Source organism: Streptomyces sp. NPDC002640, assembly GCF_053592575.1.
Genome location: NZ_JBSFVZ010000015.1, coordinates 1 through 16094, shown reverse-complemented (window position 1 = coordinate 16094; position 16094 = coordinate 1). Strand labels below are relative to the sequence as shown.

General features: G+C 73.5%; 14 protein-coding genes and 1 pseudogene. 10 read left to right on the top strand and 5 right to left on the bottom strand.

From position 1 onward, the window contains the following. Positions 1 to 136 precede the first annotated feature (136 nt). Positions 137 to 841: an SMI1/KNR4 family protein gene (locus tag ACWD3O_RS20110; RefSeq protein ID WP_451416810.1), complete on the top strand. Its 705-nt coding sequence runs from the start codon at positions 137 to 139 to the stop codon at positions 839 to 841. Positions 842 to 946: 105 nt separating this feature from the next. Here ACWD3O_RS20110 and ACWD3O_RS20105 read toward each other — a convergent pair whose 3' ends face one another. Further along, positions 947 to 4570, bottom strand: coding sequence for a DNRLRE domain-containing protein (locus tag ACWD3O_RS20105; protein ID WP_451416898.1), 3624 nt, complete (start codon positions 4568 to 4570; stop codon positions 947 to 949). A 620-nt stretch (positions 4571 to 5190) separates the two neighbouring features. Beyond that, entirely contained in the window at positions 5191 to 5943 is a 753-nt protein-coding gene (locus ACWD3O_RS20100) for a translation initiation factor IF-2 (RefSeq protein WP_451416809.1), read from the bottom strand. A gap of 291 nt (positions 5944 to 6234) precedes the next feature. Between ACWD3O_RS20100 and ACWD3O_RS20095 the strand changes: the two genes are divergently transcribed. The 3 genes from ACWD3O_RS20095 to ACWD3O_RS20085 all read left to right on the top strand — a co-directional run bounded on the left by ACWD3O_RS20095 (position 6235) and on the right by ACWD3O_RS20085 (position 8190). Further along, positions 6235 to 7005 carry a GNAT family N-acetyltransferase gene (locus ACWD3O_RS20095; RefSeq protein ID WP_451409872.1) on the top strand — a complete coding sequence of 257 codons (771 nt, stop codon included), beginning with the start codon at positions 6235 to 6237 and terminating at the stop codon, positions 7003 to 7005. A gap of 104 nt (positions 7006 to 7109) precedes the next feature. After that, complete coding sequence (infA, locus tag ACWD3O_RS20090; RefSeq protein WP_451409873.1) at positions 7110 to 7334, top strand: translation initiation factor IF-1; 225 nt, start codon at positions 7110 to 7112, stop codon at positions 7332 to 7334. An 85-nt stretch (positions 7335 to 7419) separates the two neighbouring features. Further along, positions 7420 to 8190: a phosphotransferase gene (locus ACWD3O_RS20085; protein ID WP_451409874.1), complete on the top strand. Its 771-nt coding sequence runs from the start codon at positions 7420 to 7422 to the stop codon at positions 8188 to 8190. Between the two features lie 104 nt (positions 8191 to 8294). On the opposite strand, the gene ACWD3O_RS20080 is transcribed toward ACWD3O_RS20085, so the two are convergent. Then, the gene (locus ACWD3O_RS20080) at positions 8295 to 8837 is read right to left on the bottom strand and encodes an MOSC domain-containing protein (protein WP_451409875.1); all 543 of its coding nucleotides are present in this window, start codon (positions 8835 to 8837) and stop codon (positions 8295 to 8297) included. A gap of 122 nt (positions 8838 to 8959) precedes the next feature. Next, positions 8960 to 11074, bottom strand: a complete 2115-nt coding sequence (locus ACWD3O_RS20075) for a cellulose binding domain-containing protein (protein ID WP_451416808.1) — start codon at positions 11072 to 11074, stop codon at positions 8960 to 8962. A 159-nt stretch (positions 11075 to 11233) separates the two neighbouring features. Between ACWD3O_RS20075 and ACWD3O_RS20070 the strand changes: the two are divergent. Next, positions 11234 to 12208 (top strand): annotated as a pseudogene (locus ACWD3O_RS20070) (ATP-binding protein); the annotation flags it as partial. 49 nt (positions 12209 to 12257) lie between these two features. Here the strand turns inward: ACWD3O_RS20070 and ACWD3O_RS20065 are convergent. Continuing rightward, positions 12258 to 12779 carry a GNAT family N-acetyltransferase gene (locus ACWD3O_RS20065; RefSeq protein WP_451416807.1) on the bottom strand — a complete coding sequence of 174 codons (522 nt, stop codon included), beginning with the start codon at positions 12777 to 12779 and terminating at the stop codon, positions 12258 to 12260. Positions 12780 to 12922: 143 nt separating this feature from the next. On the opposite strand from ACWD3O_RS20065, the gene ACWD3O_RS20060 reads away from it, so the two are divergent. The 5 genes from ACWD3O_RS20060 to ACWD3O_RS20040 all read left to right on the top strand — a co-directional run bounded on the left by ACWD3O_RS20060 (position 12923) and on the right by ACWD3O_RS20040 (position 15969). Continuing rightward, entirely contained in the window at positions 12923 to 13183 is a 261-nt protein-coding gene (locus tag ACWD3O_RS20060) for a ribbon-helix-helix domain-containing protein (protein WP_451409879.1), read from the top strand. Beyond that, positions 13180 to 13623: a PIN domain-containing protein gene (locus ACWD3O_RS20055; protein ID WP_451416806.1), complete on the top strand. Its 444-nt coding sequence runs from the start codon at positions 13180 to 13182 to the stop codon at positions 13621 to 13623. Before ACWD3O_RS20060 ends, ACWD3O_RS20055 begins: the two co-directional genes overlap by 4 nt. 107 nt (positions 13624 to 13730) lie before the next feature. Next, entirely contained in the window at positions 13731 to 14519 is a 789-nt protein-coding gene (locus ACWD3O_RS20050; protein ID WP_451416805.1) for a sulfite exporter TauE/SafE family protein, read from the top strand. 359 nt (positions 14520 to 14878) lie between these two features. Then, the gene (gene cutA / locus ACWD3O_RS20045) at positions 14879 to 15199 is read left to right on the top strand and encodes a divalent-cation tolerance protein CutA (RefSeq protein WP_451416804.1); all 321 of its coding nucleotides are present in this window, start codon (positions 14879 to 14881) and stop codon (positions 15197 to 15199) included. Positions 15200 to 15549: 350 nt separating this feature from the next. Further along, positions 15550 to 15969, top strand: a complete 420-nt coding sequence (locus ACWD3O_RS20040) for a gamma-glutamylcyclotransferase family protein (protein WP_451416897.1) — start codon at positions 15550 to 15552, stop codon at positions 15967 to 15969. Positions 15970 to 16094 lie beyond the last annotated feature (125 nt).

Sequence of the window (16094 nt, the reverse complement as noted above, 5' to 3'; positions counted from 1 at the left end):
CCGACCGCATCCCTCCCGTTTCCCGCGAGGAACGCTGCCCTCAGCGGGGGCCGGGCCGCGGTGTGAGGGACGGCGTCCGCGGGGGAGGGCGGGAGGGGCGGGGCGGGCGGCCCGTGCCCTGCCGTAGGTTGACGGGATGAGCGACGACCTCGTGGGAGACGAAGAAGCCGCACGGGTCCGTGCGGCGTGGGGCCGTGTCGAGAGGTGGATGGCCGCGAACGCGCCCGGATCGCTGGCGCTGCTGAGGCCGGCCGCGACCGAGGAGCAGATCGCGGTCGCCGAGGCCGGCCTCGGGATGCCGCTGCCACCGGCCCTGCGCGCCTGGTACCTGCTGCACGACGGCTCCGCCGGCACCCGGACGAACGACTTCCAGGACGCCTCGGACGGCTCCCTGGTCAACAGCCCGGAGTGGCGCAAGGCGGCCTGGCTGCCGCCCTGTTACGCCTGGTACCAGCTCGACCGGCTGGTCGCCGGGTGGCGGACCCGGACGACGACCGAGGGCGGCGGCCACGACCTCGCCCACCTCCCGCTGACGGTGACCGCGGGTGACACCTGGTCGGGGCTGTTCCTGGACGCCGACCCGGGGCGGCCCACGTTCGGCCGGATCGCCGCGTGGAGCATCGGGTCCCTGGACCACGTCGGCACGGCGGACTTCACCCTGCCGCGGTGGCTGGAGGAGATCGCCTCGGCCCTGGAGACCGGCCGCTGCCTGCGCGACGCGAACGGCAAGGACCTGCCCGACGTGTGGCCGCACCTGGACGAGGAGGTGGGCGCGCTGACCTGGGGCGACCCGGATGAGCTGGAGGAGGAGGACTGGACCGTCCACGACGGCCCCCGGTGACACGCGGACGGCCCGGCTGACACGTGGGCGGCCCCGGCTGACACGCAGGCGGCCCCCGTCGAGGACGGGGGCCGCCACCGGTTCACGCCGCGTCGGCGCGGGGGATCAGGGCTTGCTCATCGTGCAGACGAGCTTCGCCTGGGAGGTGTCGCACCCCCGGAACCAGGCGTTGCCCGGGTCGAGGAGGTAGCGGTCCTCGTCGATGAGACGGAGCTGCCTGGCGAAGTCGCCGAACGGGCTCATGGAACCCTGGTTGACCTTGCCGGACATCGAGGACCGGCCGCAGATCTCGGCGAACGTCGGAGCGTCGTAACGGGTGTCGTCGAGCAGGTGGGTGCTGCCGTCGTCGGCGCGGGCGGCGACCGTCTGCAGGCAGTCCGCGCCGCCGTTGGGGGCGGGGTTCTTCCCCTCGGGGATCTTCATCCCGGCGGACTGGTAGGTCGAGGCGAACGGGAACTCGTCGCAGTTCACCTCGTCGTCGACCATCGGGATGGTGTGGTGCAGGGCCGTCCACCGGTGCGGCACGAAGGCCTTGCGCGGAACCCAGCCGGTGTCCGTGCTCCGCGTCCCGCGGTACCTGCTGCAGATCGCGTTCCGGCTGGTGATGTCCGGGGCGTAGTCCAGGTGGTTGCGGCCCTTCGGCGGGATGTACTCCAGGGCGTCGTCACGGGTCTGCCCCATGCCCGCGATCCCCGACTTGTTCTGCAGGAGCCAGGCGTGCGCCGCGGCGGCCGGGTAGTTGGCGGTGTTGAACCTGTAGGTGGGGACGTAGAGCTTCTGGACGCAGCCCGGGTCACCGTACGAGGCGACCTTGTCGCACCGCACACGGGAGCCGAACTGGCTGAGCGGCATGGGCAGCTTGTCCTCCCACTCCCGCTTGGTGCCGTCGGGGAACGGAGGCGGGTCGATGTCCGTCTTCGGGCTGATCAGCAGGTGGACCGGCAGTTCGACGGACCTGGCGCGGTCCGTCTCACCGGTGGCCTGGTTGGTGTCGCCGTTCCAGGTGTGGGTGACGCTGCCGGTGGCGACGTGGTCGTCGTTCGGAGTGCTGCCGTCCATGCCGCCGTCCCACGACAGGTCACCGTAGAAGTCGATGTTCTTGGAGGACTTGCTGCCGTCGTCGCACGCGGTGCTGAAGCAGAACGAGTCGATCATGGCTTCGGGGTGACCGTCACCGAACAGCACCGCCCGTTCGTCGGCCGGGAAGGTGTTCTCGACCTGCTGGAGCTGGACCCAGGTCTTGATCTCGGACCCGTGCGGATCCGTCTTGGACTGCCAGGCGACCTCGAACAGCGCGCTGTAGGTGACCGGGTCGACGCCCGGGATGAGCTTGGAGTTCCACACCAGTTCCATCCGGTAGTACACGCACGCCTCGGTACGGGTGATCAGGGACAGCTGGGTGGCGCCCACCTCGGCCTTGCACCAGTCCTGCTTCACCACCGGGTCGGGCGGGCTGTCCGCCCGGGCGGACATCTCGCCGGCGGACAGCTCCCGGGCGGCCCTGTCGGTTCCCCGCGCCGAGCGCTGCTTCAGCGGAGTCATGGTGATCGACAGGTCGCCGGCCCGCGTCGTCTGCGGCTGCGTCTCCTCGTACGGGTACGGCTGGGGCGGGTCGCTGGGTGCCGGCTGGGTTGCGGTGGTGTCCCGGTCGGGAAGCGCGATGTCGACGACCTGGGCACGGTCGTAGTCGCGGCTGCCCGCGGTGAACCCGTAGTCCTTGATCGGGCCGGTGTTGTCCGCACGGTCCACGGAGCGGGTCTGCAGGGTGTGGTTGCCGACCGCCGTGGGCGCCAGGGAGAAGGAGGCGGTGGTGTCCGCCGCCGAGGCACGCAGGCCGGTGGCCGTGGTGGGCACCGTCTGCCATCCCTGGTTCACCGGGTCGTCGTCGTAGGGGTCGAGACGCCACTGGACGTCGCGGACGTCTGCCTCACCCGTGACCACGTCGAAGACGCCCGGGACATCCTTGCCGCCTCCGCCCCAGTTCTCGGGGTAGGTCGCCGAGGACATGCTCGCCGGTGCGCCGGGGGCGGTGGTGTCGACGACGAACTGGGTCCAGGCGGACCAGTTGAGGTTGTAGTGGGTGCCGTCGTAGGCGTTGGTGCGGAACTTGTAGGTCCTGCCGTCCTTGAGCTGGCCGGCGGGCACGGTGACCGAGACCGGCTTGCCCTGCTCGCCGAAGTCGGAGACCAGCAGGCCCTCACCGGCGGGGGTGGTGATCGGGGTGTTGGTGGCGGCGTCGTACACCTGGAAGGTGGCGCTCACCGTGTCGCCGTCGGCGTCGGTGAAGGTGTCCCGCAGGGTGGGTGTGGTCGTGTTGACCGCCCAGACGCCCGCGTAGGACTTGAAGGGGGCGCCCGCCTGACGGTTGGCCCCGTCGGAGGGCCGGTAGTTGTAGGTGACGGACAGCTTCGGCTGGTTGGCGGTCGAGTTGCCGGAGTTGACGCGCTTCCAGGCCTTGGTGTCGTCGGTGGCCGCCCGCAGACCCATGTGGCCGCGGGTCACCTTCGCGGACGCCCAGGACTGGACGAGGGTGTCGACGTCGGCGTTGATCCAGCCGTCGGGCTGCGTCGCGGTGCAGTCCGGGTTGCCGCGGGTCTGCGTGGAGGAGTGGTACTGCTGCTTCCATGTGGGCTGGCTGGTCCACCGAGAGGACGTCGACGAGGCGGTGGTGTCCCAGACGGTCCAGCTCTGCGCGGAGCAGTCGGTGTTGCCCGAGTGGAAGTTCCACAGCGCCAGGTTGGTGTCGGTGATCAGCGCGTCCTGGATCGGGGTGGTGTTCCAGGTGATGAAGGAGCGCGCGGTGCGGGGCGTGCCGTCGGCGTTGGTGGTGCCGGGGTTGCCCATGTCGAGTTCGACGTCGTTGGACCAGTCGACGGTCTCGCCCTGCTGCACGTAGGTGTCGAACGTGGCGGCCAGGGCGGAGGTGGAGGGGTCGACCGTGACCGGGTACCGGGTCTTCGGGTCGGCGAGGAAGTCCGCCCCGGGCGTGACGACGAGGTCGACGCGGCCCTGGCCCTTGTCCACGACCTCCATGTCCACCCGGGCCCGGTTGGTGTGCTCGCCGGACGTCCGGTCGACGGTGGAGTCCCACATGACCGGGGCGGGCATGGTCGCCCGTACCGCTCCGGTCCCGGCGTCGGTGAAGGTGACGGACCCGTCGTCGTTCGCCCTGGCCTTCAAGCCCTCGGCCTTGACGGGCAGCGTGTAGGAGTAGGCGCCCTCCGGCCGTTCCTGGATCTCCACGAACTGCTCGAAGCCGGTGCGGGTGGCCTCGACGACCAGGTCCGCGCCGGGTACGGCCTCGGGGTAGCGGGCGGTGGTGCCGTCGATCTGCGGTTCGGGCAGGCCGCCCTTCCACTGGAGCGTCACGCTCTCGTCCCCTGAGCCCAGGGTGACCAGGTCGCGGGGGGCCGCCTTCCGGGCGGCGGCGAGCGAGGCCGGCGCGGTGCCGCCCTCGCCGGCCAGGCGCAGCCCGGTGGGGTGCTCCTTGGCCTTCACCGACCCGTCGGCGGACCTGACCAGCGTGGCGTCGACCGTGCGCCACTTGCCGCCCCGCCAGACCCGTTCGGGGCCGGGCGTCATGTGGGTGGTGAGCGTTCCGTCCGGGTTGGCGACCGTGATCGAGTCGGCGGTCGTCTCGTCGGTGACGGTGACCTTCTCGCCGGTGCTCTCGGCCTTCAGCACCGCCCAGGCCCGGGAGCCCTCGGCGTGGGAGGCGGCCCACTCCATGTCGGCCCGGAGCAGTTCGGCCTTGGACGGCGGGGAGACCTCGGCCGCGGCCGTGTCCTCGGGTACGGGTGCCGCGGCTGCCTGCGTGGTCAAGGCGATGCCCGTCTCGGCGGTCAGTAGTAGCGCGGTGGCCGCCGCCAGGCGGCCCAGGCGCCGGCGTCTCGCCGGTGACGATCGCACGGGGTTCGGCACGGTGTGCGTGTCCTTCCTGAGGGATGAGCGAACAGCGGTGCCACAGGCACCGGGCAGCGACCCTAGGAAGGAAGATCGTTTTGCTGTACGTACTTTCCGGCCAGCCCGTGAAGAGGAGGCGGAGACAGGAGGAGGAGGCGTGACGCCGTGGGAACTGACGTGCCGCAAACGTAAGTTGAATCACACGGCCTGGATCGGCCGGCCTTCGGAGGCGGAGGTCGACCTTCCGGAAATGTGCGCTCTTCGCAGACGAAACCGTCGTGCCGCAAGCCGTCGCCGTCCTTGGCCGCACCCCTCGCGTCGACGGGGGCACGGGGCGCCGTGGCCGACATGTGCGGTGCGCCCCGTGGTTCGCCTCGGGGCGAAGGGCTGGCGGGGGCTTCGCCCCGGCGGTTCGCCGCGCCGCACCTCGCGGGCCCGGGGTGGGTTCAGTGCGGTGGGGGCAGCGGGTCGAGGGCGAAGGCGACGCTGCAGCCGCCCTCGCCGGGCATCCGCTGGATCCGCGGCGGCGTCCACACGTCGGTGGCGCCGGGGGCCACGCGGGCGAGGAGGCAGTCCTGCGCGTCGTAGCCGTTGCCCGGCAGCGACAGGAGGACGCCGACCCGGTCGCCGTCCGCCTTCACCTCGACGTGGACCGCCGGATCCAGGTCCAGCGCGGCGAGCGTCCGGCGCACCTCGGCCTCGTCCGCCCGGCCCTCTGCGGCCACCCGCGGAAGCCCGTCGCGGAGTTCCTCGTACGGCAGCCGGGGAGGCTCGGGCGGCGGTGCGAAGGCCAGGGGAGGGCCGTCCGGGCAGTCCACGTCGCGGGGTTCCTCGCCCCACTCCGCCCGGGGGGAGACCCGGACCTCGAAGCAGCGCCGCACGGTGACCTGCTCCGGGGCGAGCCCCTGGGTGTACGCCGAGCCCGATGTGCGCACGACCACGCCGACGCCGTTCCCGTCGTGCGTCGCGGTCCCCGTCACCCGCAGCACCTCCACGCCGTCGATGCCGGTCGCGGAGTACCCCACCTCCTCCGCCGTGCGCGGGCGTTGGCTGTGGAGCCGTTGGCCCGCATCCCGGGCCACCCCCCGCGCCGCGTCGGCGGCCTCGCCCTCGGCGGAGGGCAGCAGCACCCCGCAGCCGGCGGTGAACAGCGACAGCGGCAGGAGCAGCAGCGGTGACGGCAGCGGGAGTCGGCGCATGCGGCCCACCCTCCCGGGGCCGCCCGCGACGGGCAAGCGTCCGGATACCCAGACGGGCATGGGCGCTCGTGCTCAGCCGGGGCGAGCGGCCCGGAAAAGGGTTGGACGCGGTGTCGCGCGGGCCGTTAGCTTGCGGTCGACCGTGACATCGCAGGAGGAGGTGAGACCCGTGAACGCTGTTCCGAGGTGGGTGCTCCCCCCTTCCGTCACGGTGTGCGACTGACCCGGGTGTCCGACTCGGGGGCCGTCGGGAGCGCCGCTTCAACCAGGCACTCCTGAAAGGCGAACATCATGGACGCTGTGACGATCACGCGCGTCGCGGACACCCACTGGGAAGCCGTCGCCGACGACCGGGCCGTGGGCCGGGGCGACGTCCTCCGGCGGCCCGACGGCCGGCTCTTCCTCAGCATCGACGCGTGGCAGGACGCCGTCTTCGACGCCCTCGCCGCCGCGATGCTGGCCCACCTGCCCGCACCGGTCCACACCCTGGTCGGTGAGGACGAGCACGAGGCGACGGCGCGCTGGCAGCGGTACGGCTTCACGGTGGTGCGCCGCGAGTCGGCGTACGACCTGCCCACCGACCCGCGCCGGACCGGGCTCGACGCGGCACGGCTCCCGGCCGGGGTGACCGTGCTGCCCGCCGGCGAGGCGGACGAGACGCTGCTGAGGGCGCTGGACCGCGCCGTCCGCGACGAGTTCGAGGCCACCGCCGGCCGGCGCGTCCTGCCGACCGAGCTGGTGAGCGGCCCCGCCGGGGACACGCTGGTGGACCCGTCGGCCTACGCCGTGGCCGTGCGCGACGGCGACGGCGAGTACGCCGGGCTGGCCCGTGTCACGCGGGTGGGCCGCCGGGCCCGGATCGGACTGGTCGCCGTCCGGGCCGACCGGCGACGGCACGGCATCGGACGGGCACTGCTGGCCCACGCGCTGGACGCGCTGCACCGGGACGGCGTCGCGGCCGCGTGGGCGGAGGTCGACGACTCCCACGCCGCCGCGGTCGCCCTGCTCGTGGGCGCCGGCGGACGCCGGGCCACCGGCCACCTGGAGCTGGCACGCCGTTGAGCGTCGCCCCGGCTCCACAGGTAATGAGGAACGCACCGGAGGCGGCCGTCCGGCTCCGGCACACCGACACCGGGAACACGAGGAACACGAGGAAACGGAAACCCTTGGCGAGAAAAGCGAACGGCCTGGAGATGGAAGGCACCGTCACCGAGTGCCTGCGCGACGCGACCTTCAAGGTCGAGCTGCAGAACGGGCACCACGTGCTGGCCCACATCAGCGGGAAGATCCGGAAGCACCGCATCCGGATCCTCCCGTTCGACCGCGTGCTGGTGGAGCTCAGCCCCTACGACCTGACCAGGGGCCGGATCCTCTACCGGTACCGGAACTGATCAGCGCCTGAGCGCCCGCCGGGGTGCCGGGGTGCGCCCGGGAAAATCCGGACGCACCCCACCGGCGGGGGCCTAGCCTGTCCGCATGGACGATCACGACCGGGAAGTCTTCGTCGGCGGGGTCAACGAGGTCGTCCGGGAGGGCGGTGTCGTCCGCCGGCCCGCCGGAGCCTGGAGCCCGACGGTCCAGCGGCTCCTCGCCCACCTGCGGGACGCGGGGTTCACGGGGGCGCCGCGCCCCCACGGCCTCGGGGCCGACGGCGCGACGGAACTCGTCGAGTTCCTGCCCGGGGAGGTCGGCCACGACTTCGGCGCGCCGCAGGTCCGCGGCGAGGCATCGCTGGTCGCCATGGGACGCCTGCTCCGCGCCTTCCACGACGCCTCCGCGACCTTCCCCCGGAGCCCGGACGACGTCTGGCACCTCCCGCCGCGCGAACCGGCCGAGGTGATCTGCCACGGTGACGCGGCCACGTACAACACGGTGTTCGCCGGGGGCCTGCCCGTCGCCCTGATCGACTTCGACACCGCCCACCCCGCCCCGCGCGTGTGGGACGCGGCCTACACGGCCTACCGCTTCGTCCCCCTCTACGCCCCCGACGAGGCGGACCTCACCCTGCCCGTGCCCGAGGCGCTCCGCCGGCTGCGGGTGTTCGCCGACGCGTACGGCCTGCCGGACGGGGACCGGGCCGCGCTGCCCGCGGTCGCGGCGGAGCGGCTGCGGGCGCTGGTGGAAAACATGCGCGCCCACGCGGCGGCGGGTCACCCGGCGTTCGCCCGCCACATCGCCGAAGGGCACGACCGCAGGTACCTGACCGACGCCGCGTGGATCGAGGAGAGCTTCGGCGGCCGGCTGTGATCTCGGCGCCCGCCGGCGGCTGCCGCCGGGCCGGGTGGTGCCGGGCCGGGTGGTGCCAGGCCGGGCGGCGGCCGGCTGGCGCCGGGCCGGTGGTGTCGCGGGGCTCAGACCCGCTCGAGCGGGCGGTGCGGCTCCGGCGGGAGGGTGACCGTGATGGTGTCGCCGGGGCGGACCACGCCGCCGCTGCGGACCACGCCCATGATGCCCGCCTTGCGGATCACCTCGCCGTTCTCGTCGCGGCCGATGACCTGCCGCAGCAGCCCGCGCTGGAAGTTGTCGATCTGCAGGCAGGGGTTGCGCAGCCCGGTCACCTCGACGACGGCCTCCTCACCGAGCCGGAGCAGCGTGCCGACGGGCAGCTTCAGGAGGTCCACGCCGCGCGTGGTGACGTTCTCCCCGAGCTCGCCGGGCGCGACCACGTAACCGGCCGAGACGACCTCGTCGAAGAGTTCCTCGTGGATGAGGTGCACCTGCCGCAGGTTCGGCCGGGTCGGGTCCTGCGCCACGCGCGACCGGTGCTTCACGGTCGTGCCCGCGTGTACGTCCCCCTCGACCCCGAGCCCGGCGAGCAGCGTGATGCTCTCCCGGTTCGGCTTGGTGAAGCTGTACTCCTCGTTGCGGCTGACCGCCACGACCGTCGCGTCCACGGAACATCCCCTCGGCTGGTGTCGGGCAGGATCTTACGGGGCCTCCCGACACCGCGACCGGGCCGGTGCGCACCTCGCGCGCCCGGCCTCCGGAGAGGTGCCGGGCGCGCGCGGCGGCGGGGTCAGGACGTGCGGCAGACCGTGCCGTTGAGGGTGAAGACGGTGGGCGGCGGGTTGGCTCCCTCGTTGGCTCCGACGAAGCCGAAGGTGGCGGTGGAGCCGCCCTTGGGGGCGAGTACCGCGTTCTGGCCGTTGTCGGTGACGTGGACCCGCGTGCCCGAGCCGGTGACCTTGGCGTTCCAGGCGCTCTGGACGGACTGGCCGGCGGAGGGCCAGGCGAAGTCCAGGGTCCAGCCGTTGATCGCCGTGTCGCCGAGGTTGGTCACCGTGACGGAGGCGACGAAGCCGTTGCCCCAGCCGGTGTCCACCCGGTAGTTGACCAGGCAGCTGCTGTTCCGGGGCGCGGTGGTGGCGAAGGTCAGCGGCTCCGAGGGGCGGGAGAGCCGGCCATCGGCGTCCCGGGCGAGGACGTTCACGGTGTGCTCCGAGCCCGGCGGGAGGTTCCGCAGGGTGACCGAGGGTGAGGTCGAGGTGCCGAGCAGCTGGGCGTTGGTGCCGAGCCGTTCGTAGACCTCGTACCGCACCGCCGTGCCGCGGGCGGGCGCGCTCCAGCTCAGCGTCGCCGTCCCGCTGTCCACGGCGGTGGCCTTCGGGGCACCGGGGGCGCCGACTGAGGCGGACGCCGCGTGCGGGGCGACGGTGACCGTGGTGATCGAGTAGGGCGGCAGGACCTGCGGGCCACCGGAGGTGGCCGGGACCCGGGTGACGTCGGTGTCGCCGCGGCCGTAGCGGTGGACGACCGGCGCCTGGGCGGTGGGGGTGTAGCCGGCGTAGTCGATGTCCGCGGTGTGGGCGGTGTCCGGGTCCTTGTTGATCAGCATCACGCTCAGGGTGCCGTCGGCGCGGTGCACGGCGTGCGCGGCGACCTGGTCGTCGGTGGTGGAGGAGGCGACCATGGTGTCGCCGGGCCGGCCGAGGGTGGTGAGCGACTTCAGCCCGAAGTAGGGGTGGAACGGGGTGTTGACGGGGGGCTGGCAGACGTCGCCCACGCAGCCGCCGCTGGAGAGCAGGCCGAAGTCGTTGAAGTCCCGGTCGCCGTCCACCGTCTCCACCTTGGTGGGCCCGTTGTGGGTGTTCCACCAGTCGACGTTGAAGACGCCGTTCTCCAGCGCCGTCATGTAGACGTCGGCGGCGAACAGGCCGTTGGGGCGGCTGTTCATCTGCACGTTGGAGTTGACCTCGGTGAGGGCGATGCCGATCTCCGCGGAACGCTCCCCGGCGTAGCGGTCGATCTGGCGGCGGACCTCGCGCAGCTGCCCCGGCAGCCGGGAGACCCGGTCGAGCGCCTCGTCGGCGGTCGCCCCGCCGGGGTAGGAGTGCACGATCACGAAGTCGACGGTGCCGGCGACGGCGGACAGCACGGTGTGGTTCCAGTCGGCCGAGTCGCCCTCGCCGACGATGCCGTCGGGCCAGTCGCCGGGTGTGGTCAGCACCGCGCCGACCTTGATCGTGGGGTCGACGGCCTTCATCGCCCGGGTGTACTCGAGGACGTTGCGCGCGTACTCGCGGGGGCTCTTGTCGGGGTGGTCGTCGGCCTCCCAGCCGCTGCCGTAGTGGCCGTTGCCGTAGATCTCGTTGCCGATCTCCCAGTACTTGGCGCCGTACCCCTTGGTGATGTTGGCGTACCGCACCCAGTCGGCGGCCTCCTGGGCGGTGCCGGTGCCGTAGTTGGCGATGATCATCGGCTGGGATCCGGTGGCGCGGACGGTGCCCATGAACTCGTCGAAACCGGTGCCGGGGGCGACGTAACCGCCGGGGGCGGTGTGGTCCTTCCAGTGGTAGATGTCGCCGTAGGAGCCGCCGGGGTAGCGCATGACGTTCACGCCCGCGTCGCCCATCAGGTCGACGACCTCGGGGTCGTTCATGTGGGAGTCCCAGATCGCGGTGTTCACCCCGTACGCGGCCCGGTCGATGGTGCCGAGGCCGAGGCCCGCGTTGACGGAGACGTCGACCGTTGCCGCCGCCGCCTGGCCGGCCGCGGCGGGGGCCGACGGGATCGCGGCGAGCGCGGCGACGGTGGCGAAGGCGCAGGCGAGGGCGGCGGCGGGACGTCTGCGCGCGGTGCGGGTCCGGCGGCGGCCTAAGCGACCGGGCGCGGAGCGTTGTTCGAGCGGCATGGGGGTGTCCTCCTCGGGCGTGCACCGCGTCGGCACGACGCCCGGTGCGGGTGGGCGGTGACGGTGCTGTGGGCTACGGCTTGGGAGCGCTCCCACGATGATGCGGGGGAGGTGTGAGCGCGTCAATGGGTGGGCGGGGGCGGCGTGTGCGGCGGTGGGGTGCTGCTGCTCCTGGTCGGGTCGGACCTGTCGATGATGGAGGCGCTCAACGGCTACGAGCGTCCCTTCCACCAGCGCGGCCAGGAGATGGTGCTGGGCCCGCTGAACCCCGCCGACCTGGCCGAGATGCTCGACCTGCCTCCGGCGCGGGCGTTCGACGCCGCACTGGTGACGGGCGGGCTGCCGCTGATCTGCTCCGAGTGGCGGCCCGGCGCGAAGGTCGAGGAGTTCCTCCGTGACGCGCTGGACAACCCCATCTCCGCGCTCCTGGTCTCCGCCGAGCGGTCCCTCGCCGCCGAGTTCCCGCCCCAGGCGATGAGCCGCGAGGTTCTGCGGGCCATCGGGAGCGGGGAACGGACCTTCACCAACATCGCCCGTGCGGCCGGCGGCATCGCGCACACCACCCTCAGCCGGGCCGCGGAACTGCTGGCCGGGAAGCGGGTCGTGGCGGCCGAGCTGCCGGTCTCGACGCGGCCGTCCAAGGAGCGGCGCTACCGGGTGGCCGACCCGTACCTGCGCTTCTGGCTGGCCTTCCTCGATCCGCACATGGCGGAGATCGAGCGGATGCGGGGCGACATCACCCTGGACCGCATCCGGCGGCAGTGGACGAGTTGGCGGGGCAGGGCGGTCGAACCACTGGTCAGGGAGTCGCTTGCCCGGCTCCTGCCGGACGGTGACGTGCCGGGCGCCCCCGTCGTCGGCGGGTACTGGACCCGCGGCAACGACGTGGAGATCGACCTGGTCGGCGCCGACCGCGGGCCCGTCGCCCGGCGGCTGCTCTTCCTCGGTTCGGTGAAGTGGCTGGAGAACGCCGCGTTCGACGCCCATGACCTGGCGGCCCTCCAGAAGCACCGGGCGGCGCTCACGGACGAGCCGCTGCCGCTGGTCGCGGTCTCCCGGAGCGGGGTGAGCTGTTCCGGGCTCGACGGGGTGTACGGGCCGGAGGACCTCCTCGGGGCGTGGCGGAGGGCGTGAGCCGCCGGCCGTGCCCGGGGCCCACGTTGCCGGGCTACCCGCCGCCCGGCTACCCGCCGCCGGGGCCACCGGGCGCCGCGTAGCAGCGCAGGGTCACCGTCCGGTCCGGCCCCCACCGCTGGGTGGCGTCGCCGAGGTGCCGCCAGCCGAGGCGCCGGTAGAGGGCGTCGGCCGCGGTGTCCGTGGAGAGGACGTCGAGGACCGGGTGCAGACCGGCGGCGGCGGCCTCGTCCGTGAGGCGCCGCAGCAGGGCCGCGCCCAGGCCGAGGCCCCGGGCGGCGGGGGAGACGAAGAGGCGGGTGACCACGGCGGCGCGGGCGGGGTCGCCCCAGCGGGCCGGGGCCTCGTCGCCCTCCCCGGGCCGGGACAGCGCGGCGTGGCCGACGACCCGGCCCTCGTGCTCCGCCACCCACGCGCCCAGCAACGCCGCGGGGCTGAGCCAGGCGACGGGGTCGGCGGGCCGGTCCAGGGGGTAGCCGTCCCGCTCGCGCACGGCACGCAACACCTCCGCGCAGGCGGGCAGGTCCGGCTCGGCGCGCGGTCGTAGGGCCTCGGGCCTGGTGCCACTCATGCCACTCATGCGGCTCATGCGGCTCATGCGGCTCATGCGGCTCATGCCCGCACGGTAGCGCGGGGTGGTGCCTGGTGCGGCGGCGCGCAGGCCCATGCATCAGAGCACATACACCAGTCTGGTACATGGGTTAGCCTTGGTACATGTCCATGAAGCGCACGAACGTCTACGCCGACCCTGAGGACCTCGCGATCATCAAGGAGGCGGCGCGGCGCCGGGGGATAAGCGAGGCCGAGATCATCCGGGAGGGGATCCACATCGCGGCCATGGCGAACCGCGTCTGGGAAGAGCCCCTGTTCTCCCGCACGTACGAGGGCAAGGGGCGTACGCCGTCCAGGGCGGAGGTCCGCGACGCGGTCGCCGACGCGGTCGTGCGTGAGGCGGACGCGGGGCCTGCCGCGTGATCATCGTCGTCGCCGACACGTCGGGCCTCCTGGCCGCCCTCGACGCCACCCATCCCGAGCACCGCGCGGCCAACGAGGCGATCATGGCCGCCGGTCTTCTCGTCATGTCCCCGCTGCTGCTGGCCGAACTCGACCATGTGGCCACCCGCGAGCTCGGCCGCGAGGCGGCACTCGGGGCGGTCGACGACATCAGGCGATGGATGCGTGCGGGGCGCGTCGTCGTCCCGCAGATCGACGAGGACCACCTCGCCGCCGCGCAGTCTCTTCGCATCCGGTACGGCGACCTGGACCTGGACCTGGCCGACGCGGTGAACGTCGCGCTGGCCGCCGAGTACGACACCGATGCCGTCCTCACGCTCGACCGGCGTGACTTCCGGGCGGTCCGGCCGCTGGGGCGGCACAAGGCGTTCCGGGTGCTGCCCGACGACCTGCCCCTCTGAAGCGTCGGCTCCGACGCGTCGGAGCCGGGACGCGGCGGCTCGGCGGCAGCTCAGAAGCGGCTCAAGTCCGTGGACGGTGCAGCTATCGGCTCCCTAGGCTGCCGATCATGCCCGAGATCTCGCTGACCGTCGTCGTCCTGCTCTGTGTCGCCGCGCTCGCCGCCGGGTGGGTGGACGCCGTGGTCGGCGGCGGAGGGCTCCTGCTGCTGCCCGCGCTGATGATGGGCCTCCCGGCCGGCGGCCAGCACGCCGCCCAGTTCGCGCTGGGCACCAACAAGGCCGTGGCCATCGTCGGGACCACCGGCGCCGCGATCACCTACGCCCGCCGCACCCCCGTGGACGTCGCGACCGCCGTGAAGGTGGGGCTCGCCGCCCTCGCCGGGGCCGGCGGCGGCGCGCTGGTGGCGGCCGCGCTCAGCACGGAGGTGCTCGAGCCGATCGTGATGGTGGTGCTCCTGGGGGTCGGCGCGTTCGTCATCCTGCGGCCCGCGTTCGGCACCACGCCCGCCGCCGAGCCGGCCTCCCGGCGGCGCGTGCTCGCCGCCATCGGCTTCGGCGGCGTCGGCATCGGCTTCTACGACGGCCTGATCGGGCCCGGCACCGGCACCTTCCTGGTGCTGGCGCTCACCGCGATCCTCCACCTCGACCTGGTCCGCGCCTCCGCCACCGCCAAGATCGTCAACTGCTGCACCAACGCCGGAGCGCTGGCGATGTTCGCCTGGGCGGGCACCGTGTACTGGAAGCTGGCCGCGCTGATGGCCGTCTTCAACCTGATCGGCGGCACCCTCGGCGCCCGCACCGCCCTCAAGCGCGGCAGCGGCTTCGTCCGGGTGGTGCTGCTCACCGTCGTCTTCGCGCTGGTCGCCAAGATGGCGTACGACCAGTGGCTGGCGTGAGGCAGGCGGCCCCCTCCGGGGAGTGAGGGGCATCGACCCCGGAGGGGGAGGGGGCGCGCGGTGGTCGGCGACGGACAGCGGAGATGTCCGGCAGTCCCGTCGCTCTCGCCCGGCGATGCGGGAGTGCCGCCGACTCCCGCGCCCCCGCAGTAACGAGGTAAGCGGCAGGCGCGCCGGAGCGCTTGCTGAAGGGGCGTCAGGGCGACCGGCCGCGGTCCCGCGGTGCGGGGCGTTTCCCCAGTTCACGGCAGCGGACCGGCACCCGGCGGAGCCGTGCGGGGCGGGACGGCGAACGGGTGACGGACAATGGCCCCGACCGGCGTGACGACCGCAGAGCTTCCCGCGGAGGGACGACGACCATGGCCGACTGGCTCACCGTGCTGACCACCACCGACTCCCCGGAGAAGGCGGAGGCGCTGGCGCGCGGCGCCGTGGAGGGACGCGTCGCCGCCTGCGCGCAGGTCTCCGGGCCGGTGACCTCGGTGTACCGGTGGAAGGGGGCGGTGGAGACCGCCGCCGAGTGGCAGGTGCTGTTCAAGACCACCGCGGCCCGGTACCAGGCCCTGGAGGCGCACCTGCGGGAGGCGCACGACTACGAGACGCCGGAGATCGTCGCCACGCCGATCGTGGCGGGCCACGCGGAGTACCTGCGGTGGATCGAGGAGGAGACGGCCGAGTGACCGGACGCACCGAGGGCCCCGCGATCCCGGCCGGCACGGGCACGGCCAGGGCGCCCGGAGCGGCCGGAGCGGCCGGGGTGGCCGGAGCGCCCGGAACGGCCGGAGCGGCGGGAGCGGCCGGGGTGGTCGGAGCGGCTGGGGTGGCCGGAGCGTCTGGAGCGCCTGGAGCGCCTGGAGCGTCTGGAGCGCCCGGAGCGGCCGGAGTGGCCGGAGTTACCGGAGCGGCCGGAGCCCCCGGAGCCCCCGAAGCGGCCGGGGTTACCGGAGCGGCCGGGGTGGCCGGAGCGGCCGGAGACCCCGGAGCCCCAGGGGCGGCCCGCGCCGCCGGGGCGGCTCGGGCGGGCGACGCGGTGGCCGGGCGGCTGCCGGTGTTCGTGTACGGGACGCTCCGACCCGGCGGGCTCTACCACCCGGACTTCCTCCTTGGCCGGACCACCGCCGAGGAGCCCGCCACCCTGCGCGGCGTCGTGCTGCACGAGGGCCCCGGCTACCCGTACGCGGTCGAGGAGGCGGAGGGCGGGGTGGTCCGCGGCGAGCTGATGACGCTCGCGGAGGACCGCCACGACCAGGTGCTGGCCGCGCTGGACCGGCTCGAGGACTACCGGCCCGGCGACCCGTCCAGCCTCTACTTCCGCGAGGCACGCGAGGTGACCCGCGCCGCCGACGGCGCCGTGGTGCGCGCCTGGGTCTACCTCGCGGCCCCGCGCCTGGCGGCCCGGCTGCGCACCGAGGGCCGGATCATCACCGGCGGCGACTGGTTCGCCCGGTGACCCCCCGGTTCGCCCGGTGACCACCCGCTCCTAGGTCGTGTCCGCAAAGTCAGGGGAGCCAGAGTCGTAGGCAGGCGATGGTGACCATGGCTTCGTAGTGCCGGGCGCGTTTGTCGTAGCGGGTG